Here is a 20,339-nt window from a genome sequence, read left to right on the forward strand (position 1 = left end):
CTCCAACTCCTCCCCAGCGTACAAACACTGCTACCTTTCAACCGCACTCCCTGACAGAACAATCACATACAATATGAGCAACAGCTACGTTCTTCTACCACAAACATATATCTATTTTTATTTTCTGTATGATACCAAGGGAGACCCTTTTGTTTGATTAATGTGAAGAAATTTTCCCCTTTTAGCGCCGCAGGTAAAAGGTCGTCCTCGCCCCCACACGTTTTATCAATCTGTCATCCCAGGTTCATACGCTATATCACAGGTATAGTTGCCAGTACCGGCATTTCTGGCATTGGCACTCCATGGCCAATGCATTACCGACCATAGCATACTAGAAATCCCGCTTTTCCACCACCCCCACTTACCGTCTTTGTCTGCTTTGTCATCCATCGACTTGCAGTACAATACCAGAACTTATTATGGCATACAGTAACACAAAAAGGAATGCCTTTACCACCCCAATCTTTTTAGCCAGCAATATTTTTTGTATGAGTATGCTCAAGTATTGGTCAAGAATATAAATGCGGGCTAAAAAGTCCTCTTACTAAGAGTTTACTGCCAAAGTAGTTAGGTCGCTATAAAAAAAACACAAGATGACATTAAAATTTTATTAAGGATTCTGCGATTCCCCCTGAGATCTGAAAACGTAGCCGATCCCGGGCTCAGTAACAATATATTTTGGGCGTGAGGGCTCGGACTCAACTTTCAGTCTAAGTTGCCTGACATAGACACGTAAATAGTCTGCTTCCTCTCCATATTCGGGTCCCCATACTGCACGCAGGAGGGTACGATGGGTTAATACTTTGCCAGCATATAGCATGAGTTGACGCAGTAGTTCAAACTCGGTTGGTGTCAGACGAACCTCTTGTGAACCTGCACGCACTTGCCGCCGCACCACATCCATATACAAATAACCATCCTCGCTGGTCAGTACCTCTGGCTCCCGTTCGTTAGTTGCCTCTTTAGTACTGGCCCGTCTCAAACATGCCCGTACACGTGCCTGCAGTTCATCGTTGCTGAATGGTTTGGTTAGATAGTCATCGGCTCCATAATCTAATGCTTTGATCTTTTGCTTCTCTTCGGCTACTGCTGACAGTACTATGATTGGCGTCTGGGTAAACTGGCGTACCTGCACACATACATCCACTCCATCCATGCCCCCGGGTAAACAAATATCCAGCAAAACCAGGTCAGGCTGATGAAGCTTCACCATCTCAACCGCCTGTTTTCCACTCTCAGCAACCAGTACTTCGTAACCACCCACCGTCAGATTGCGACGAAGGATGCGCTGAATTGGCGGCTCATCGTCGACAACCAGAATACGTTTCCCTTTCACTCTCATTGTGGTTCCTCCGCGCAGGTATCCTGACCTGCCCCAATGCATTTCCACCACACTCCCCCTCCCGGCTAGCTGCGTGTGCGCGACTTCGTATCGTCCTCATCGAGTTCAGCTAGCAGTTTCTCTTCCATATATACAACAGTCTGTGGATGGATCGGCAAAAGAAAGGTAAAGCAAGAGCCACCACCATCTGCCGCCTCCGCCCAGATATGCCCACCAAGGGCTTCTATGATGCCTTTACAGGTAGCCAGGGCCAGGCTATTGCCATAAGATGTAGCCTGACTCTGAAATGATGTGAAAACTCGCTCACATTCATGTTCAGGTATCTTTACACCCTGATCAATTATACGCACACGTAATTCTTCTCGCTCATTCTGTAAAATATCGATAAAAAGTGAAATAGTTGTGCCGTCTGGACTATGGCGCGTAGCATTCTCTACGAGATTATAAAATACTTGCCCCAGGCGGGCGTGGTCGGCGTAGACAAGTGGTAGAGAATGCTGCAGTTGAGGCTGCAGCTGACGATGTCCCAGGGCTCGTTGTAGTTTTGTGATGGACGTGTAGAGGATCTCTGTGACATCACACCATTCCAGTTTGAGTTCCATGGCTCCCATTTCGATACGAGAAAGTTCAATCAGGGCATTTACCAGCATGGTCAGGTGATCAGCTTCACTATCGATATCAACCAGCATTTCATTGCGGTCCTCTTCGTTCCATACCAGATCAGCCTGCAATAGCCCGGTGACGGCGGCCTTGATCGTAGTTAAGGGCGTTCGCAGGTCATGCGAGAATGCAGACAACAATGCAGAACGATTTTTCTCTTCGCGCACCTGTTCGGTAATATCTTGCACCTGCAAGGCTATTGCTTCTAGCTGCCCAGACTGCGTATAAAGAGGATAACGTGTGAATTGATAGTGGTGATCACTGGCGGCAGTATCTTTTCGTGCAGCGCTTCCCTCCATTTCTGCTTGCGACTGCGTCGCTGTCTCAAGTGGTTCGTCAGCCAGCACGCAGCGAAACTCCTGGCGATAAATACTATCTTGTGTGAAATCCTGCAAATAATTGCGTGCCTCATCAGTAGCACGTATGCGTGGCAAGAGACGAGAAAATACTTCTTCAATCGATGGACCCATTGCCTGACCCTGAACTACCGATGAGACAAACATCTGCATCTGCAAATAATAATCGGTGGAGATAGTTTCCAGGCTCCATTCACACCATTGGCGGGCCGCTGGATTCATATACAGGCAATAGCCATCCAAATCTACAACAAACCAGGGGTCACGTACCCAATTGGTAGATTGTTTCAGATGGGTGATCAAACGACTTAACTCTCCGATCATGGCCGCTCGGGTCAGGGCCGATTCCGCGGTCTGCGCCAGTAAAGCCTGCGTTTCAGCATTGGCCACATCGGGCTGCAACGATGACTCCTCAAGGAAAAGTGCTGAAGGTAGCAATTGTTCGTTTTCCAATGAGGTTGTAAAGGGATCAAAGGTATGCTCGTTCTCGATCGCAGAGCGCATGGCCTGCAGACTACGTTCGTTCTGGGTTAAGAGTTGCTCGCTCATCCATCGCATCATATGGCTGAAATTTAAGCCAAAGGTGTGTTGGGCCTCGGCACGAATTTCTTTGAAGAGTTTGAGCTCCTCATAGAGCTGCTCATCAGCGGTGCGAGAATCACGCTCTTGCTGAGAGCGGTCAAATTGTTCAATGGCAGCCTGGAAGCGTTTGCGTTGATTGAAGGACGTAAAAAGCATACCATTATGGATAGCTACAGTAGCTTGATTGGCAAAGAGTGCCAGGATATCGCTTTTAAGGGGGGTGAAGCCGCCTGCTTCTGTTGAGCAAAGTACCAGCATACCATAGACGGCAGAGCCGGTTATCAGAGGATAACAATAGAGGGAGTGCAATCCTAGCTCGATAGCCAGCAGTTGGCTGTCAGGATAATGCTCGTCAGTGGCAATATCTTGCGAGGTCAATGGTTGACGCCGCTTGAGTGTTTGCCAGAAGATGTTCTTCTCACTCATGCTCCCCTGTTGCTGCAAAATATGGTTCAGCAGCTCTGGAGCTACGCCAGCTTGAGCTTCCAGGTAGAGTGTATTGGTATGGCGATTCAGGAGCACAATAAACGAAGAGACGCTAAGAGCCTTAGATACACCGATGACGATTTGCTGGAGAACAGTTGAGAGCTCCATTTTTGAGGTAAGGGCCCGGCTCACATCTTTTAAAGCCTGGCGCTGCCGATCCTGGATCGCGGCATTGCCTCCCAATTGAACGCTCTCAATGGCTGCCGCCAGCATTCTAACTACAGCATCTACCAAACGCTGCAAATGCTGGTCAGCATAGGTATGGAGCGTGGTACTACCCAGTTCCAGTGTTCCCAGCACGCGATTTTCAACCGTTAACGGTGCAATCAGTGTTGACCGTAGCTGATGATAGGAACTCAGAGCATCTCCACTGGAGGAAGGCGCGCCATCCAGGCCCTCAGGATAATCACGAACCTGTAGCTCTGGCTGTTGCAATACCTGTTCTAGCATAGAGTCTGTCAGTGGATGCTGGTGGAGACGTGCTTTCCATGCCCCTCCCTCTTCGCGCTGACACACGGTCACACGCACAGCCTGGCGATCATGGCGCAACAAAACTACGCCAAACACATCAAAGGGCACAGCCGATTCCAGCTCTGCCGCTAAGACAGTGTAGTCGGGCTTGGCACCACGCACACTAAAGACAATGCGGGCCACGCGCTCAATAATCGCAGACTCTTCAAGAGCAGAGGTATGTGTTCTCGCTTCCATTGCTTCCTGCCAGGTTTTGCTGACATCCTCATCAACGCTTAAGAAGATGAGATCCCTTCCCTATAGAGTAAGGAGAGAGAAATATCAGGTGTACTGAATACTTTTTTTGTTAGGCGTAACATGCAATACACAAATTACGCTATCGTTGTGCATCAACAACAACCATTACATTTCTTACCCACAACAAACAATTACAACCTAAATATGCCACAAATCCCTATCTACCTGCAAAATGCCTGTTTGCCATTGTCACAAAGTATACCACATCTATGCCAGTATGGGTCAATGCCTGGGGCGAGATAAGCAGGCCATTTATTAAAATTTCTTAAAATACTGATAAGCCTGATAACACCTGGAAGGCCTGGCACCTGTATTGTTCGCAAATAGATCGCTGCTTTCCCCTACCTTTCCTTTCTATTTAATTAACGTATAATTGATCTGAATCTGCTAAAGAATAAGAAATATGGTCAACTTGGAATGGAGAGAGGATGCTATGCCTGAGCTTCGCGTTGGTCCCATCGTACGGGCGGTCAGCCCAACCAGTATCGTTATCTGGGCTGAATTGACGGCGGCCGAGACAGTTACATTGCTTGTCCAGGCAAACGGGACCAGGGATGAGCCGCAAACGGTCAGTCAGAAGTCAACTCTGGTTGGTGGACACCATTACGTTGCGTTAGAATTACAGCACTTACAACCAGCGACCTGGTATAACTATCAATTGTTTGGTACAATCCCTGGAAAAGAGCTTGTACAAACGCCCGCGTTGCCTATGCCGCAATGCTTTCGTACCCTGGCAACACAGCCACAAGCGACGGAAGAGCTTGTACATTTTCCATTGCGCATTGCCTATGGCTCCTGTCGCAAGGCTGAGGTCAACCAGTCAGATGTCCTCAGCGTCTTTGGGCACTGGCTGCACGAACATTTCGAGCAACGCGAGTCGGCGTGGCCACATCTACTTTTGTTAATAGGAGATCAGATTTACGCGGATGAACCCTCAGCCAGCCTTCAGCAAGCGTCACCGCACCTGGGCCCAGAGGCGAGTAGCTATGAAGACTTTTGCCTCTTTTATCAACATGCCTGGTCGACTGATAGTGGTGTACGTCAGGTATTAGCCTCCCTTCCCAGTTATATGATCTTCGATGACCATGAGATTACCAATAATTGGAACTCTATGCCAACCTGGCGCGCCAAAGTTACGCAATCTGGCCGGGAACAGGTACTGATCGATGGTGTAGTGGCTTACTGGATCTATCAAGGCTGGGGCAATCTGGCACAACACACAGCTCAACACCCGTTATTGGCTATTATGCGCCAGGCGGCTGAGAGTGGGGAGGACGCCCTTGAGCGGCTACGTGACTGTATTCGTGAAGATCTCTATGGCAGGGTTTTGTTACACTGGCATTATGAGATACCATCGACTCCTCCCATTTTTGTGGCCAATGCCCGTACTGAGCGAACCGCTATTTTTACAGATAGTGATGAGGATATCTTTGCACCGACCCGCATTATTAGCCACAGCCAGGCTAATGATCTACAGAACTGGTTCTCAAAGAATCCAAGTACCCTGGCCATCCTGGTCTCATCCGTACCAGTACTCCTGCCTCCCGCCATTGGCTGGCTCGAATATCTGATGGGACAACGCCCCTGGATGGCTAAAAAAAATTGGCTACACGGGGCAGGATTACAACTGGCTCGCTTGCAGCAGCGGATTGCTATGCGGATTGGCTTTGATCATTGGCCACTCTATCCTGTATCCTGGCAAGATCTACTGCAGATCTTTCAGCAGCCCAAAGACACCTTGATCCTTTCGGGCGATGTGCATTTTTCCTATGCACTGGCAGCCCAATTAACCTCCCGAGTAGCCACGGATACATATCTCTACCAGTTCGTTTCTACTCCACTGCAAAATGAGCTTAGCGCCTCAGATCAGAGCAAAATAAAATTGCAGGCACACCTCTCCCAATGGCGCTACGGTGGCTTAAAACAGCGCATCTTACCGCTGGCAGCTAGCGATAAGACAGCACACATTGACCATAATCTATTGTTCGAGAATACACTGGCCATGGTGACCCTGCAAGCAGATACCCAGGGTCGCTATACGCCACAACAAGACTACCTGGGCTCTATCAATGGCCATCTGCAGAAGCTGGCAACAACCATCCTGCCACCAGCCCAACCATAAACAACAAAGATAGGTGAACGACGCGTAGCATAGAGTGAGATCGCTAGATAACAGAAGGTACAGAACAACTCCTGTACCTTCTTAAGCATGCTAATGATGGCTGTTTAACTATTTTGTATAGCCGGTCAATTCTACATATCCTTCACCAGCAATCGGATGTCCATTGCTTTGCCCTGCGATCTTCACGGCACCTTCCCAATAGACATTGCCTGTTGAATTTTGTACCACCAGCTCTTGATTCTTCAACAGTGGATCAATGGTCAGGCTAGCCTGCAGATGAGGGTCCTGGATATCGATGCGCCAGCCTGACGGATAAGTAATGCCTGTCGTTGGGCTGGTCCATTTAGCCAGTACCGTTGCGTGCAATGATTGTTCTGGCAAGACAAAAGCCTTGCCATCGGCATCGGTATAGCCGATATAGGTGGAAATGGTTTTGCCAGTGGCATCCCGAATAAAGTAAAGCATTATCTCTGTCTTGTTGTTTAATTGGATGCTATACCAGTCCCAGCCTCCCCCACCAAGGGTGAGGAAGTTTCCCCATTGATGATCCATCCAGGCAGTGCCAGTAACCTTTAAAGGCTGGTTATGATCAAGCAGGGTGCCAGCCACCTCCATACGCGTCCGCGAATAGTAGTAGGAGAAACCACCCAGCCCGTAAGTGATCAGGCCATTGCCGTTATGCAGGGTCGCTGGCTTGAGTCCGGTCAGACTGAGATCAATCGCGTAGTCTTGCATGGAGGCGACCAGGTGGTCCTGGCCATTCAATCCCTGGATAGACCAGTTGCCAACATGCGCATTGATGCCCTGTGTGGATTGTCCATTCGGAGCGGGACCTGCAAATTGTGTTACACGCCGCTGATCATAATGGAACTCACCGCGCGTAATATCGCTGATAGCAAAATGGGCGGGATAAACCGCTGGCAGATTGCTGCGTAGAGCCTGGAAAAAGACCAGTTCAAAGCCATAAGTATGTTGCTTGCCCTTTGTATCGGTCGCCTGCATATGGCCTGTGTAGTACCACCACTCGGTCAAGTTGTTATGAGCGCCCTCATCCTGCGGAAAATGAATTGGGGGCAGCTCAGTTTTTGTTGGCTGCTGACTAACCTGGGGTAAGGTCGCCGAAGTCGTGGCCAATCCGGGAAAAGCACAGGATGAGAGCAGCAGTGTACATAATAAACTCATTCCCAGCAACCAGGCTGATCTGTAACGGAACTGCTGTCTCATCGTTTGCCTCCTACATGTATATTCGTTTCGTTGGAATCTGTGTACTCTCTGGCGGCATCCACTGGTGCCAGGTATTCAGCCAGCGCTGGCGGATGGCGTTGGACGCCGGCAAAGGGGAGCCACCAGTTCCAATTTCCCAACAGACGCATGGTAGCCGGAACCAGCAGGCCTCTTACGAGGGTGGCGTCGATCACTACGGCCAGGGCCATCCCCAACCCCAGAGCTTTAACCAGAATCATGTCAGCCGTCGCAAAACAGGCGCTCACAACAATCACAATTACGGCTGCACTGGTAATGATGCCACCACTACGTTGTAATCCCAGTGCCACCGCCTGCTTGTTATCGCCTGTTTGCCAGAAAGCCTCTTGAATACGCGATAGCAAGAAGACCTCGTAGTCCATGGAAAGACCAAAAATTGAGCAGAAGAGCAGGATCGGACTGGACGCCTCTACAAATCCCAGTGGAGTAAACCCTAGTATCTGGTGCAGAAAACCATCCTGAAAAATTAAGACCAGAGCCCCATAGCTGGCCAGGATAGATAGCGTATTCATCACGATCGCTTTTAAAGGCAACAAGAGCGAGCGGAAGAGGAAAAGCAAAACAATATAGGTTGTAATCGAGATGATGAGGACAGCAACCGGGAAATCGGTATACAAGGACTGCACATAGTCGATATTGCCGGCCGTGCCACCATCTACCAGCACAGAGATGCCATTACCAGGATCGGTATTGCGGATCGTCTGCACTAAGGCCTGTGAGTTGGCATCAACCATACCGTATTTGCTCACCACCTCAACCAACAGGGTATCGCCTGACACCGATGCTTTTAAGAAGGCTCCAAGATAGGGATCGGCAATCAACTGTGGATGGGAGTAAAGTAGTTGGTATTGCTCCAGGGTAAAACGCGGGTCGGCACTGACAATACTATCCACACGGTCAACACGTGGGTCGGCCTCAATACGCTTGACATAATAATAGAGATTCTTGATGTTATCGGGTGTCAGGGCATTGCCTCTGGTATGTACCGCCATTAAGATGGGCGTGGTCTCGCGCTGATTAAAACGCTGGACCAGCAAATCGTAGGCGGCGCGCGAAGGCACATACGATGGTAAGATCGAGGCATCGGGAGCCGAGAAACGCACACCCAGGAAGGGCGCGCCAAAGCTAAGCAGGAGTAACAGGACTGGGAAGAAGACACGCAGTGGATAGCGCATCACGAACTGGGATAATCGATACCAGAAACCGTGATGTGGGTCCAGGGTAGTCTCCGCAACGACAGGGCGCCTTCCAAAGCGTGGCAGGCGTACCGGCAGGGCGTTCACCCTCAATCCCAGGATCGAAAGCAGGGCCGGTAACAGGGTCACGGCCGCCAGGACGGCCAGAGCTACGACCAGAATACCACCCAGGCCCACTGAGTGCAGCATATTGATATGGAAAAATGTCAGGCCAAATAAACCAATAGAGACGGTCAGACCTGAGAAGGTCACAGCTCGTCCAGCTGTGGCTACGGTTACACCGATCGCTTCCTCAATCGAGCGTCCATGGATCAGTTCTTCCCGGAAGCGACTCACCATGAAGAGTGAATAATCAACCCCCAGGCCCAACCCGAACAAGGTGGTGATATTGAGCACAAAGATAGAGAGGGGGGTGATATGACCAAGACCAAAAATCATGGCCAGGGAAACTACTACGGCAAAGCCTCCCACCAGCGCTGGCAGGACCGCAGCGACTACAGATCGAAAGACAAGTAATAAGGCAATAATAGCGAATGGGAAGGCCAGCAACTCGGCACGTCGCAGGTCATTTTCACTAACTGACTGAATATCTTCATAAAAAACGGGTCCGCCGCCAATGCTAGCTTTTAAGTCTGGTACCTTCTGCAGGCGCTGCTCCAGATCGGGCAATAGCTTGGCGGCTGCATTGGCGTCCGATTTCATCTGGATATTGACATAGGCCGCATGGCGATCCTGTGAGACCTGGCGCGGATTATCTAAATAAGTGGTTACCTGGGCGACCTCAGACCAGGTGCGGATATGGGTCACCGCCTGCTCAGATTGCTGAATAAATTGTGGATCTTCAACTGTATAACGCTGACTGGTAAAGATGACCTGTACGATCGTTTCATTTACGTGCAGCTTTTGAACCAGTGTATCAATCGCCCTTTGGGACTCTGAGTCAGGGCTTTCAAATCCACCAGATTGCAATACTTGATTCGCCTGGGGAGCGAAGGGAAGTGCAATCACCGCGGCAAGTATCCATAACCCAACAATCAACCAGCGATGGCGGGTGGCAAATTTGCCTAAACGGTAAAACATATTATGGCCTTTCTCTAGCGTAATGTTGTGGGCAACAAACTCTTCTCGTTCTGTTGTATGACGACACTCTGCACCTGGAGGGGTAATTATCTTGTGCAGAAAACTCCGCATTCCAGCCGTCCCGCCCATCCAACTTTTTATATCCATAAATATCTTAAAGCAGGTAAACAAGTCCCCAACAAAACATCCTATCGCATGCCGCCGCTGGCGGCATGCGATAGGATGTTTTGTTGGGGATACCCCAAACCCCAGCAGGAGGGCTCGCCGCCCTCCTGCACCTTCCGCTGCGGTGGGGTGTTTTGTTGGGGATACCCCAAACCCCAGCAGGAGGGCTCGCCGCCCTCCTGCACCTTCCGCTTTAGTTGCCCTTATGAGAGTGGAAGATGCTATATGAAAGTTTAAGGTCGACTGTATGGGGCGGTTGTTGTATAATGGTGGCATCATCCGCCAATCATGTATAAACCCATCACTTTGCCTGGCTTGAGTTTTCTGACGGGCAATTTCTATTCAGCCAGGTATAAGTTGAAGAACCTGCATTGCAGTGTTCCTGCCCCACAAAGCTGTATGTATAGTATCAATAGTGCGGCAGATAGACGTCCTTTATTGAAAAGGAGTTTCAAGTATGGCAAAAACAGCCTCTGCAAAAAAAGAAACGGTACAGAATAATCATGTGCCGATTAAGGTCATTTCAGTCAATCGCCAGGCATATCACGATTATGAAGTGGAACGCACCCTGGAAGTTGGTATCTCACTCGTTGGCACCGAGATTAAGTCAATTCGAGAGGGGAAAGTTCAATTGCGCGGTTCCTACGCAATGGCGCGCAAAGATGAGATCTGGCTGGAAAACGCAAATATCGCGATCTATGAGCATGGTAATCGCTACAATCACGATCCGATTCGGACACGCAAACTCTTGCTGCATAGGCGCGAGATCGATCAGCTACTAACCCGGGTCGCCACTAAAGGCTTAACACTGGTCCCTTTGAAGCTCTATCTCAAAGGCGGTCGAGCCAAAATAGAACTGGGTTTATGCCGTGGTAAGAAACTTTATGATAAACGCGATGCAATCGCTAAACGCGATGCACAGCGTGATATGGAACGCATAGTTCGTGGAAGGTAAGCGCGTTATGGCAATTACAGGCGTCCATCATGCACAAATTACGATTCCGCGGGGAGCCGAAGAGCAAGGTCGGCAATATTATTGCCACCTGCTCGGCCTACCCGAGATTGAAAAACCTGAGTCACTCAAGGGCCGTGGGGGCTTCTGGCTACAGGTAGGCGATCGCCAGGTCCATGTTGGAACTGAAGATGGGGTGGAGCGTAGCAGCACAAAAGCTCACCTGGCTTATCATGTAACCGATATCATGGCATGGCGCCAACGACTTCAGGAGCACGGCTTTCAAATTCTGGATGGGGTGCCGATTCCGGGCTATGAGCGCTTTGAGACGCGCGATCCCTTTGGTAATCGCCTGGAGTTTATTCAACCTCTGGCATAACTCAATCTACGGCCTCAACATATTTCTTTTCTTTTCCAAACAGCCAGAGCAGAGAGAGCAAGGCAACCAGAGCCAGTAGTGCTGTAAGATAGATCAGCCCATCGAAACCAAAGCGGTGGGCAAACATACCTCCCAGGCCATTCCCTAGAATCTGACCCAGGCCCAGGAAGATAGAGTAGAGCCCCATTACCATACCACGGTCCTTAGCGGCTCCCTCAGAGATATCGGCCAGATATGCCAGGGCCGCCGGCGCAAAGCTGGTTTCGGCGAAAATACCGATCAGTAGCAATGGTAACCAGACATAGATCATGGTAGGATTGTCTGGACTACGATGGTTGAGGCCAAAAAGAGCTATACAGGCCAGGTAAACGCCAATAATTGAGGTAAACATCAAGCGCAGGCGCGGAATCTTCTGCAAGAAAAAGGCCCAGAACAAAAGACATAGACTAAAGAAAAGCACAATCCCACCCAATACCAGGCTCAATAATCTTCCACCACCGGGCCCACTCATACTACCCATTAACAATTGATGTGAATAGCGCACTGGAGTTGATAAGATAAAGGTTAACTGTGAGCTTAGCCAGATCCCTACCAGGGCGCTGATACAGAGCCAGGCGGGTAAGAAGGCCAGTAAACGCGGTGTGCGCAATATAATCAAATAGCGTTGCGCGGTCTCAGCTACTTTTTCACGGCTTACAATTTGATGGGCAATGGGAGATAACCACATGCACCAGATGACCAGCAGATAACTGACAGCAAGCAAGACAAAGGATAAGCGCCCAAACCAATCCCAGAGCAGGCCTCCCAGTACTGTGCCAACCGCAATTCCGCCACTGGTCACTAGCTCATACAAGCTCATAACGCGCACACGCCGGCTCTGATCATGCACGGTAATGTCAGCCAGATATCCGAGCACAGCTGGAACGGTAACGGCACCAGAAATACCGGCAATGACTTGCAGACACAATAAATAGGGGAGCGGCTGCCGAATGGGGGTAAAAAATAACAGGCCAGCCTGTATCAGGCCAAAGACGGGACCGAGCAATAAGAATTTGTGTCGCCCCCAGCGATCACTTAATCCCCCCATAAAAGGGGCCAGGGTGAGCTCAGAAATATAAAAGGCAACCGGCAGCAAGCCTACCTGAACGCTAGTAATCCTCTGGGACGAGATGGTCACCATATGGGCCAGCAGAAGTCCAAGCACGATTGTTCCAGCACCCGAGTTAGCACGCAGAATGAAGGTTCCAGTCAATAAAGGTGTGACCGTTTGGCGGCGAGCCATATAACCTATCTCCTAATTTGCTACTCGCCAGGCAGACGGTCTGGATTGGTCGAGTGGGCCTTCCGAGAGCTATACAACGTTAATAGAGCAATAATAGCTCCAGCCAGAATTAAGCAAATTGCGATAATTAATAATACGAAAAGTAGAATACGCATATTTTCAACATTTGCGGTGTCAATGTAAGCCGCAGCTGTAATTATAGATAAAACTAGCATATAAATCTTTTTGTTTCCCCCTCATTGGATCTGAGTTCGCTGTTCCAACCAATGATGAACTATGTACTAGGACTATACGGAGCAAGAAAAGGTAACAACTTTGCAGAATAAACAGAACTTTTATAAAAAAAACACGCCAGTAGCGCTGCTCTGGCGTGTACTTATGGTAACTTTATCCATCTTTACTATCCAGCGACACAAGGTAGCAACACTGCTGTCACTTCTGGCTGGCGTATCCTCCCAAATTTTTTGGCATAGACGCTATACTTTAGCGCCTTGTATGTATCTTGTATCCGTGACTTCCTAGCGGTCAAGCTCTGCTCATCCGCATTGAGCACGACCTGCAGCGTTAGCAGACCATCATTAGCTGAGAGCGAGGGAGCTGCAACATGTTCAAGTGCCAGGTGCATGCGTAAGAACTGTTGCTGCAACCCATATCCCTCATGCTGCACAATCTCGCTCAACAATTCGTTTGAACTACTCACGGCAATCTGGATGCTGACCTGGCACCGGACTGCATGCTCACGCGTCAACTGGCGAATGCGATCTTCACCCAGACGGATCAAAAGTGTTTCAATACCACGGCCCTGGTAATCAGGATGAATGGCTACAGCTAATGTATAGATCACCTCTAATGGCTCACTACACTTCTGCTGCACATCAGCATAGCCAACCACCTGACCTTGCCGGGTCACAATTACCCAGGCATCATGCATTAATTGAAAACTACTATCTTGCCAGATGTTCCTGAGCTCAGCCTCACCCTGCTTCTCCGATGTGAGCGCATCGCCCTCGTATAAACTCAACAGACTGGCGACCTCGGAAATGTCCTGCAGGCGCGGGGCACGTGCAGATAATTGATGTAAACGAATAATCACAACAGTGCTCCATTCATCATCAGCGATCGAGCTGGTTGGATGGAGACAAAGGCAGGCAAGAATATATGAATACACGCTACTCTTCAAGCGTCAATGTACCCAGCTCCTTACCACCCCGTAGCTCCCTCTCATATTGGGTCGATCTTTTGACAACGTGCATCCCGGCACGTTCATATAAGCGCGTCGCGCCTGTCAGGCTTTGCGCATCTACTGACAGATAGATAGAATGTATATCGCGACGGAAAAATTCATTAAAGGTATGCTGTAAAAGCGCCAGGGCCAGTCCCTGACGGCGCCACTGGCGGCGCACACCAAGCACATGGACCCAGCCACCGTCCTCACCCTCATCGGCGCAGAGCGCAATAGCGGCGATCTCATTACCATCCATGGCCAGGAACCAGAGTGCAGGATCAAAGCTTTGGCGCTTCGTGGTCCAGTATTGCCACTGCTCATAGGTCTGGCTGATAAAACCCCAGTGATCCCGAAAGATATCTTCGTCGGCCTCATACACAGCATGTAATATGTCTGGGGTAGGGTTGATAATCCGAATATTCTCAGGCCATTGTGGTGCTACCGGGGCCACAGCTAATTCAATCCCCATAACCCAGAAGTTGCGAATTGGCTGAAAATCATGCTGCTCCAATAATTGTTGCCAGGCAAGATTCTGGTTATTACAAAACGCACGCAGGCTCACACGCAGGTCAGGTGCGGCCAGAGGAATCTGCTGGCGTGCCCACTGCTCCGCTTTTTCCAGCAATAATTCACCAATACCATAATCGAGGTACTGCGGATGCACAGTACAGCGCACAATATTGCGCGCATGCTGCACATGCTCCATTAACATGTAGCCCACAGCCTGATCTTCTGGCGTCAACACCAGCCAGCCTGCAGTGGCCAGATCAATATCGGGCGAAGCGAAGAGAAAACGAAGCTCTTCCAATGTAATTTCGATTTTCCCGAACCAATGTAGCTGGCTGGCGGCGATGAGCTGATACGCTTTTTCAACATCATCCAACGTCAACTGACGAACCTTAAAGGTGTCAGGAATTGTATTTCTCAACATATATATCTATTCCTTTAGGTGGTGGAAGTCCCGGCATAATAGCTGGCAACTTCCACCTGATATATCATCCTTAAACGCCGTGGCGCTTGCTGCTATCGTATGGCTATCAGCTAGCCGTTACGCTTCAATCTACCTGTACGTTTAGCATAGCGCTCAGCCATCCGAAAGATCAGCATGCCCACCGGAATGCTAACAGCACCAGTGATGAGTAGGGCCAGATATTGGCCCAGATCTCAAGCGACCAGAGCGGCTTATCATACAGCAGACCTAGCCGCAAGCCATTCAATACATAGGTTGCTGGCGAGAGCCAGGAAAGTGGCTGCATCCAGCCTGGCAGGACGGTTACTGGATAGTAAACACCCGAGACGAGCAGAATAATGGCTCGCACAATGAAAGACATCTGCATACCTTTTTCGGTATACAACAGCGGCAATACTGAAGTGGCGATACCAAAGCCAATAAACGAGATGCTACCCAGCAGCAGCATAAAGACCACAGTCAGGTAGTTGGCATGGCTCAGATCCAGGTGAAAGAACAGGACCACCACCACCAGTTGCAGGGCAGTGAACAGTAAACCATGGGCAATGGCATACCAGCAGCTACCGACCATATGCGTAAAGCGCGAGATCGGGGCCATAAAGGTATGCTCAATGGTTCCCTCCCAACGCTCGATATTGATAACATCTGTCACGCCATCAAAAGTGACGCTCAAATAGGTCCAGACCGAGGTACCAATAAGCAGGTACAGGATCATATAGTTCACCTGCGCTGGTTTCAGGTCGGGCGTGGCCCGAGCAATAAAGGTTATGCTCAGGGCATTCACCACGTTATAAAAGAGCCAGACCACTTCCCAGGCCCAGTAGCGCTTGGTCAGGTTCCAGTTGCGCTCAAAAAAGGCATAACTGGCACGTGCCGAATGGATCATCGAAGACATTGAAAAACTCCCCCTTAATTATTCTCTTCTTCTTCACGTTGGGCCTCGTACACTTCGAAGGCCTTTTCCCAACTGCCATAGCGCTCCACATCTTCCTCAGTAATCAGATGGGTCGCAGTGTAATGCATGAATACTTCATTCATCGAGACCAGTTCAGCCTTGCCGTGAAGAGCGGCCACAGCACGTTTCAGTTCCTCTGTTCGGCCTGAGGCGACGATACGCCCTTTATCGATAATGGCCACGCGATCACAAAGAGCCTCAGCCTCATCCATATCATGGGTGGTAATCAAGATGGTCGCATCATGCACATCCCGAAGCTCGTTGACAAAATTCTGCACATCGATCTTTGAGCGTGGATCGAGTCCGGTGGTCGGCTCGTCCAGCAACAAAAGAATCGGTGAAGTCAGGAAGGCACGCGCAATCGCGACTTTCTGTTGCATGCCACGGGACATGTTTTCGAGCGGCGCGTCGATACGGTCAGGTTTAATACCTAGCCGCGTCAGGATCTCGCGGATACGCTTGCGCGCTTCGTTGCCATTCATGTTGTAGAGGCGGGCTGCATAGAGTAGATTTTCCATCGGCGAGAGCTTTTTGAAGAACGAGGCTTCCACACTCACACGATTAATCAGGCGCTGTACAGTGGACTCGTCTTTGACCACATCGTAGCCAAAGATGCTAACTGTACCCTCATCAGGAATCAACAACGTTGAGAGTATACGGATCAAAGTAGATTTACCCGAACCGTTAGCACCGAGAATACCAACAATCTCACGGTGCTTGACCGTCAAAGTGATATCATCTACCGCACGTATTTCATTCTTCTGATCTTTTCCTTGCGACTTCTTCCGTAAACGACCCCACAATGGACGTGATTTTTTGAAAATTTTTGAGACACCATCAATGACAACCGCATCACTGGTTGGATCGATGGTAATATTTTTTAAAAGCATAGCAGTTAGATCAGGGATAGCCAAGAGCTTTCTCCTTTGAGATATTAAAACCTGTTAGAATCTTCACCAGTTTAGATTAGCACTGACATCTATACATCGAACCTTCGAACAGGTAAGCATCTGTACGACCAGACAGTAAAAGAGCAATATACTTCAACCATTACATTCCCATTGTCAGGCATCAAAACGACATTCCATCCTCCAATCGTCAACGGAACTATAATTCAGGTACTCAGAAAAAAACGCAATAAAAAACCGTGGACTGGATTTTTGCTTCACCAGTGTCCACGGTTGGAGGGTTGCTCTTACATTCGACTCACCTACATTATGTCAGGTGGTCTCCCCCAGGAGATGGGCACACTGGTCCTTTGAGCCACGCCAATGGGCAGCACAAAGACGGAAACGCCAGCAGCGTATACGCCTGTGGTGGCATCGGGCACAGCATGGGTATCGTGACCAAAAATAGCAGCGCGTGTGCGCAAAAATGTAGTGAACGGTACACGATCATTCAACATGCTCGCCATCTCCTTTCATTGAAATTAGCCAAAATTATGAGAAAAATGCCTCACAACATCAGTGAGGTATTGGGGATTACACATGTAATCCCCACGCTTCCAAGTATACGGAATGTACTTGTGCTATGTCAAGAGGAATAACACAACAATTTTTATTGGGTAAATGATGCCGAATTATTGCTGCTGTTTCAGATAGGACTTTAGCTTCCCTTGCTGAATTACCTGCACAAGTTCAACATGACGCTCAAGCGCATCATCGGGATCATCAAAGACATACTCACAGACAGGTAGACGCACCAGTGTGTGATAACCACCCTGCTGTGGATAAACAGTGGTCACGTATTCGCGGCCCAGATTACGATCGGCAAAGGTGGCCACAACATATTGTTTATGGTCAGGCGCAATCGCAATATGGCGCGCCAGGTCCAGGGTCTGCAGACGCACAGGAGGAGCGCCAGGAACATCTAGCTCGCGCTTCTCGGGAATCACCAATGGAATTAAAATTTGCTCTGAATTTATAACATCGCTCTCGGACATGAATCCTCCTACCAAACATAAATCATCGATTTTAAAAGGCATGCTTCAAAAAGTGCAGCCCACAGTTAAGATGACAGGAGGCCGCAACCTATAGTGTACGGGAATGCACACTATAGGTCAAGCGGTCCATGCTAAAATTCTAGCCGCAATTTTTTACGCCTTTGTCGCCTCTTCTGCAGCCGGTTGTACTGCTTAAGCACAGCATCAGGCACGCGACGCAAGAATGCCGGATGGCTGGCAACGTACAAGAATAAACGCAGTTGTATGCGTTTCCACATGGCTGGCAACTCATTGCTCTCACCCGAGCGGCGCGGATGCTCATTACTACTGGGATCGGCCCAGCGTTCACGCACAAAGACATCACCCAATCGCTCTAATACCAGCGCATCTTCCTTTGAGGTCAACACCGAACCTGATAGGTCCCCTAAGTATTCATATGGGGTCTGCGAGGATTGCCGTTGGACGCCGGCCCATTCAGCCAATGTACAAATGCGGCCATATATTTGTGCCGCTACACTATATTGACTGAAAAGGCGCCGCCACCAGAACACAAAGATGATCACTCCAAGCAGGATTACTATGAGTATACTCCACAAGGCGATACGTAACTGGGTCTGGAACAATTGCTGTGATTGATCAGCAGCAGAGCCACCACTGCTACTATCAGCTGGATTATCAATATTGCGTCCCTTGTGTGCCTTGATACCAGTTGAAGGTAAGGTAACACTATTACCGCTATTAGGAGGAGGACTGGGCGTATATTGATCCGGCAGTGGACGATCAAACGTTTTAAAACTGGCGGAGGGCTCAAAATTAATCCATCCATAGCCTGCAAAGTAGATCTGAGTCCAACTATGAGCATCTACCCCACGAATAATATATTGCCCGCTTTCATATGTGCCGGGCGCGTAACCCGCCACCTCACGGGCGGGAATGCCCAGGGAGCGGGCCATCAAGGTCATGGCAGTCGAAAAGTAGTTACAATAGCCATCGTGATTTTTGTTTTCGAAGAGGAACCAGAGTACGGGATCAACCCCTGCCCGTGGGTGGATATCGGTATTGTAGCTATAATGCTGGCGCAAATAGGATTCCAGGGCCGTCACTTTATCATACATAGTTTTGGCATTCGCCTGCGTAACTATCTTCTGTGCCAGGGCTTGAATGCGTTTATCTTTCTGTAGATAGTCAGGCACCTGCGTAAAATCTTTCACGGTCTGGGGATTGAAGTATTCTATCGGAGGTTGAGCATCCGGTGCCTGATTGGGATTAAAAGCAGGGGCGTCCGCTGGCATCGGAATGTCACGCAAAGATCCAATATCAGCTGATGAGACCGTTGAGGTCACAGTGTACCGGGTACCAGCCTTCAGGCTACTGTTGGCATCCCCTAACCAGGCAATAATGCCTCCACTACCATCCAGAACGTTGGCGGGCAACGACATTTGAATAATATCAGAGACGCCCACCAGGTACGGCTGCTGCTCATCGGGCGCGGCAACCACATTGATAGTTTGTTTGACGGTATGCGTTTTCTGTGTACTGGTCACCAGGGTGGTATTAACAGCAATATGATATTTCTGGTCTGTATTGACTATCGACCAGCCTTGATCATAAGTGTCATAGTTAACCAGGGTCAAATATTGAGGCTGCACACTATCAACCTTCACATTAAAAACGACATCGCGGGTCAAATTAGGATTGCCGCCCAGCACCAGGGTATCTTTAAAGTTACCATGATTAGCAGCTGCGGCATCAGCATTGGTGTTAAAAGAATTAAAGGCAGAGGCGAATTGTCCCAGGGGTCCTTTGGTGGTCCAGATCTGAGCCAGATGAGACTCCTCATAGGAGGATGGAAGGAGCCAGGCGAGCACTAAAATAGTGACTGTAATAAAAATGCCAGTCTGCATGACATCCCAGCCAAGATCATCTGAGTAACGCAGGCCTTTGCGTTGCCAGCCATGAATAGCCTGGTGCAGATTAAAACGCAATAAGAGGATTAAAGCTGCCAATAAAAATATTACCAGCAGGATCATGTAAGGCGTATCAACATTATTTAAATTGAAAACGAGGACGATGGCATTTAACACCACCATTAACCAGGGAGACGCCACCGATATAAGCAGAGGACGCTGGAATAGGCAAGTACAAAACATAAGAAGACAATTAATAAAAAGGGGGCAGAATTATCAATATTAAAATTACTGATCGAGACCAGGCTATACCAATGTTGTAAGCCTTGTACGCTTTCCCTTAAACTGCCATTGTAGAAGAGCGTTGTCATCTGCCAGTAAGCAAAGGCAAACCCCAGGAACGTTACCAGTATATAAACCCAGGCTGAAGGAAAGCGCTGCTGCTTGGCTGACCAGAGCCCCAACAGTAAGGCGATAAAAGTAGAGAGGGTCAACACACTTAGATTATCAACCCAATCAGCCGCTTGAACACTCCAGATGACACTGTACACAAGCAAAGCCAGCAAGAAAAGGGAGAGCCAGCCATCTTCAAAATAGATCGACAAACTTCTATCAGAATCCGCCTCACCAACTCTACCCCGGCGTGATCGCTGGGGTGGATCTGTAATGAGTTTAGAGAGGCGTTCCATCGCCGCGTTGCGCATTAC

General features: G+C 49.2%; 16 protein-coding genes. 3 read left to right on the top strand and 13 right to left on the bottom strand.

Going from position 1 to position 20,339, the window contains the following annotated elements:
* Positions 1 to 610: 610 nt before the first annotated feature.
* Together EL645_RS04745 and EL645_RS04750 are read right to left on the bottom strand one after the other, a co-directional pair.
* A complete protein-coding gene (locus EL645_RS04745) occupies positions 611 to 1,342 on the bottom strand; it encodes a response regulator transcription factor (RefSeq protein ID WP_126548957.1) in 732 nt (243 codons plus the stop codon).
* Between the two features lie 65 nt (positions 1,343 to 1,407).
* Positions 1,408 to 4,134, bottom strand: coding sequence for a sensor histidine kinase (locus EL645_RS04750; protein WP_126548958.1), 2,727 nt, complete (start codon positions 4,132 to 4,134; stop codon positions 1,408 to 1,410).
* A 493-nt stretch (positions 4,135 to 4,627) separates the two neighbouring features.
* Here EL645_RS04750 and EL645_RS04755 point away from each other — a divergent pair, with 493 nt between their 5' ends.
* The gene (locus EL645_RS04755; protein ID WP_161977114.1) at positions 4,628 to 6,316 is read left to right on the top strand and encodes an alkaline phosphatase D family protein; all 1,689 of its coding nucleotides are present in this window, start codon (positions 4,628 to 4,630) and stop codon (positions 6,314 to 6,316) included.
* Positions 6,317 to 6,424: 108 nt separating this feature from the next.
* On the opposite strand, the gene EL645_RS04760 is transcribed toward EL645_RS04755, so the two are convergent.
* Positions 6,425 to 7,540 carry a lipocalin-like domain-containing protein gene (locus tag EL645_RS04760; RefSeq protein ID WP_126548960.1) on the bottom strand — a complete coding sequence of 372 codons (1,116 nt, stop codon included), beginning with the start codon at positions 7,538 to 7,540 and terminating at the stop codon, positions 6,425 to 6,427.
* Positions 7,537 to 9,855 (bottom strand): MMPL family transporter, encoded by a 2,319-nt coding sequence (locus EL645_RS04765; protein WP_161977115.1) that lies wholly within the window; start codon positions 9,853 to 9,855, stop codon positions 7,537 to 7,539. Before EL645_RS04765 ends, EL645_RS04760 begins: the two co-directional genes overlap by 4 nt.
* 622 nt (positions 9,856 to 10,477) lie before the next feature.
* Here EL645_RS04765 and smpB point away from each other — a divergent pair.
* Together smpB and EL645_RS04775 are read left to right on the top strand one after the other, a co-directional pair.
* Positions 10,478 to 10,975 (top strand): SsrA-binding protein SmpB, encoded by a 498-nt coding sequence (smpB, locus tag EL645_RS04770; protein WP_126548962.1) that lies wholly within the window; start codon positions 10,478 to 10,480, stop codon positions 10,973 to 10,975.
* Between the two features lie 7 nt (positions 10,976 to 10,982).
* Positions 10,983 to 11,351: a VOC family protein gene (locus tag EL645_RS04775; protein ID WP_126548963.1), complete on the top strand. Its 369-nt coding sequence runs from the start codon at positions 10,983 to 10,985 to the stop codon at positions 11,349 to 11,351.
* 1 nt (position 11,352) lies between these two features.
* On the opposite strand, the gene EL645_RS04780 is transcribed toward EL645_RS04775, so the two are convergent.
* The 9 genes from EL645_RS04780 to EL645_RS04820 form a co-directional block, all read right to left on the bottom strand.
* Positions 11,353 to 12,633, bottom strand: coding sequence for an MFS transporter (locus tag EL645_RS04780; RefSeq protein ID WP_126548964.1), 1,281 nt, complete (start codon positions 12,631 to 12,633; stop codon positions 11,353 to 11,355).
* 400 nt (positions 12,634 to 13,033) lie between these two features.
* On the bottom strand, positions 13,034 to 13,801 hold the full coding sequence (locus EL645_RS04785; protein WP_126548965.1) for a GNAT family N-acetyltransferase: 768 nt from the start codon (positions 13,799 to 13,801) through the stop codon (positions 13,034 to 13,036).
* A 1-nt stretch (position 13,802) separates the two neighbouring features.
* Positions 13,803 to 14,789, bottom strand: a complete 987-nt coding sequence (locus EL645_RS04790) for a GNAT family N-acetyltransferase (protein ID WP_126548966.1) — start codon at positions 14,787 to 14,789, stop codon at positions 13,803 to 13,805.
* Between the two features lie 169 nt (positions 14,790 to 14,958).
* Positions 14,959 to 15,723, bottom strand: coding sequence for an ABC transporter permease (locus tag EL645_RS04795; RefSeq protein WP_218031737.1), 765 nt, complete (start codon positions 15,721 to 15,723; stop codon positions 14,959 to 14,961).
* Positions 15,724 to 15,737: 14 nt separating this feature from the next.
* Entirely contained in the window at positions 15,738 to 16,673 is a 936-nt protein-coding gene (locus EL645_RS04800) for an ABC transporter ATP-binding protein (RefSeq protein ID WP_126554029.1), read from the bottom strand.
* Positions 16,674 to 16,993: 320 nt separating this feature from the next.
* Positions 16,994 to 17,188, bottom strand: a complete 195-nt coding sequence (locus tag EL645_RS04805; RefSeq protein ID WP_126548967.1) for a hypothetical protein — start codon at positions 17,186 to 17,188, stop codon at positions 16,994 to 16,996.
* 174 nt (positions 17,189 to 17,362) lie between these two features.
* Positions 17,363 to 17,725, bottom strand: coding sequence for a hypothetical protein (locus EL645_RS04810; protein WP_126548968.1), 363 nt, complete (start codon positions 17,723 to 17,725; stop codon positions 17,363 to 17,365).
* A gap of 131 nt (positions 17,726 to 17,856) precedes the next feature.
* Positions 17,857 to 19,815 carry a DUF4129 domain-containing transglutaminase family protein gene (locus EL645_RS04815; RefSeq protein ID WP_161977116.1) on the bottom strand — a complete coding sequence of 653 codons (1,959 nt, stop codon included), beginning with the start codon at positions 19,813 to 19,815 and terminating at the stop codon, positions 17,857 to 17,859.
* Positions 19,815 to 20,336: a hypothetical protein gene (locus tag EL645_RS04820; RefSeq protein ID WP_126548970.1), complete on the bottom strand. Its 522-nt coding sequence runs from the start codon at positions 20,334 to 20,336 to the stop codon at positions 19,815 to 19,817. The genes EL645_RS04815 and EL645_RS04820 overlap by 1 nt, the downstream gene beginning before the upstream one ends.
* Positions 20,337 to 20,339 lie beyond the last annotated feature (3 nt).

It is taken from the genome of Dictyobacter kobayashii (genome assembly GCF_003967555.1).
Taxonomy (GTDB): Bacteria; Chloroflexota; Ktedonobacteria; order Ktedonobacterales; family Ktedonobacteraceae; genus Dictyobacter; species Dictyobacter kobayashii.

What these genes read in the sequence shown, in the direction of transcription:
- EL645_RS04765 (WP_161977115.1), bottom strand. Translation starts at nt 9,855, where the DNA reads ATGTTTTACCGTTTAGGCAAATTTGCCACCCGCCATCGCTGGTTGATT.
- EL645_RS04760 (WP_126548960.1), bottom strand. Translation starts at nt 7,540, where the DNA reads ATGAGACAGCAGTTCCGTTACAGATCAGCCTGGTTGCTGGGAATGAGT.
- EL645_RS04775 (WP_126548963.1), top strand. Translation starts at nt 10,983, where the DNA reads ATGGCAATTACAGGCGTCCATCATGCACAAATTACGATTCCGCGGGGA.
- EL645_RS04790 (WP_126548966.1), bottom strand. Translation starts at nt 14,789, where the DNA reads ATGTTGAGAAATACAATTCCTGACACCTTTAAGGTTCGTCAGTTGACG.
- EL645_RS04755 (WP_161977114.1), top strand. Translation starts at nt 4,628, where the DNA reads ATGCCTGAGCTTCGCGTTGGTCCCATCGTACGGGCGGTCAGCCCAACC.
- EL645_RS04750 (WP_126548958.1), bottom strand. Translation starts at nt 4,134, where the DNA reads ATGGAAGCGAGAACACATACCTCTGCTCTTGAAGAGTCTGCGATTATT.
- EL645_RS04820 (WP_126548970.1), bottom strand. Translation starts at nt 20,336, where the DNA reads ATGCGCAACGCGGCGATGGAACGCCTCTCTAAACTCATTACAGATCCA.
- EL645_RS04795 (WP_218031737.1), bottom strand. Translation starts at nt 15,723, where the DNA reads ATGTCTTCGATGATCCATTCGGCACGTGCCAGTTATGCCTTTTTTGAG.
- EL645_RS04815 (WP_161977116.1), bottom strand. Translation starts at nt 19,815, where the DNA reads ATGGTGGTGTTAAATGCCATCGTCCTCGTTTTCAATTTAAATAATGTT.
- EL645_RS04810 (WP_126548968.1), bottom strand. Translation starts at nt 17,725, where the DNA reads ATGTCCGAGAGCGATGTTATAAATTCAGAGCAAATTTTAATTCCATTG.
- EL645_RS04780 (WP_126548964.1), bottom strand. Translation starts at nt 12,633, where the DNA reads ATGGCTCGCCGCCAAACGGTCACACCTTTATTGACTGGAACCTTCATT.
- smpB (WP_126548962.1), top strand. Translation starts at nt 10,478, where the DNA reads ATGGCAAAAACAGCCTCTGCAAAAAAAGAAACGGTACAGAATAATCAT.
- EL645_RS04800 (WP_126554029.1), bottom strand. Translation starts at nt 16,673, where the DNA reads ATGCTTTTAAAAAATATTACCATCGATCCAACCAGTGATGCGGTTGTC.
- EL645_RS04805 (WP_126548967.1), bottom strand. Translation starts at nt 17,188, where the DNA reads ATGTTGAATGATCGTGTACCGTTCACTACATTTTTGCGCACACGCGCT.
- EL645_RS04745 (WP_126548957.1), bottom strand. Translation starts at nt 1,342, where the DNA reads ATGAGAGTGAAAGGGAAACGTATTCTGGTTGTCGACGATGAGCCGCCA.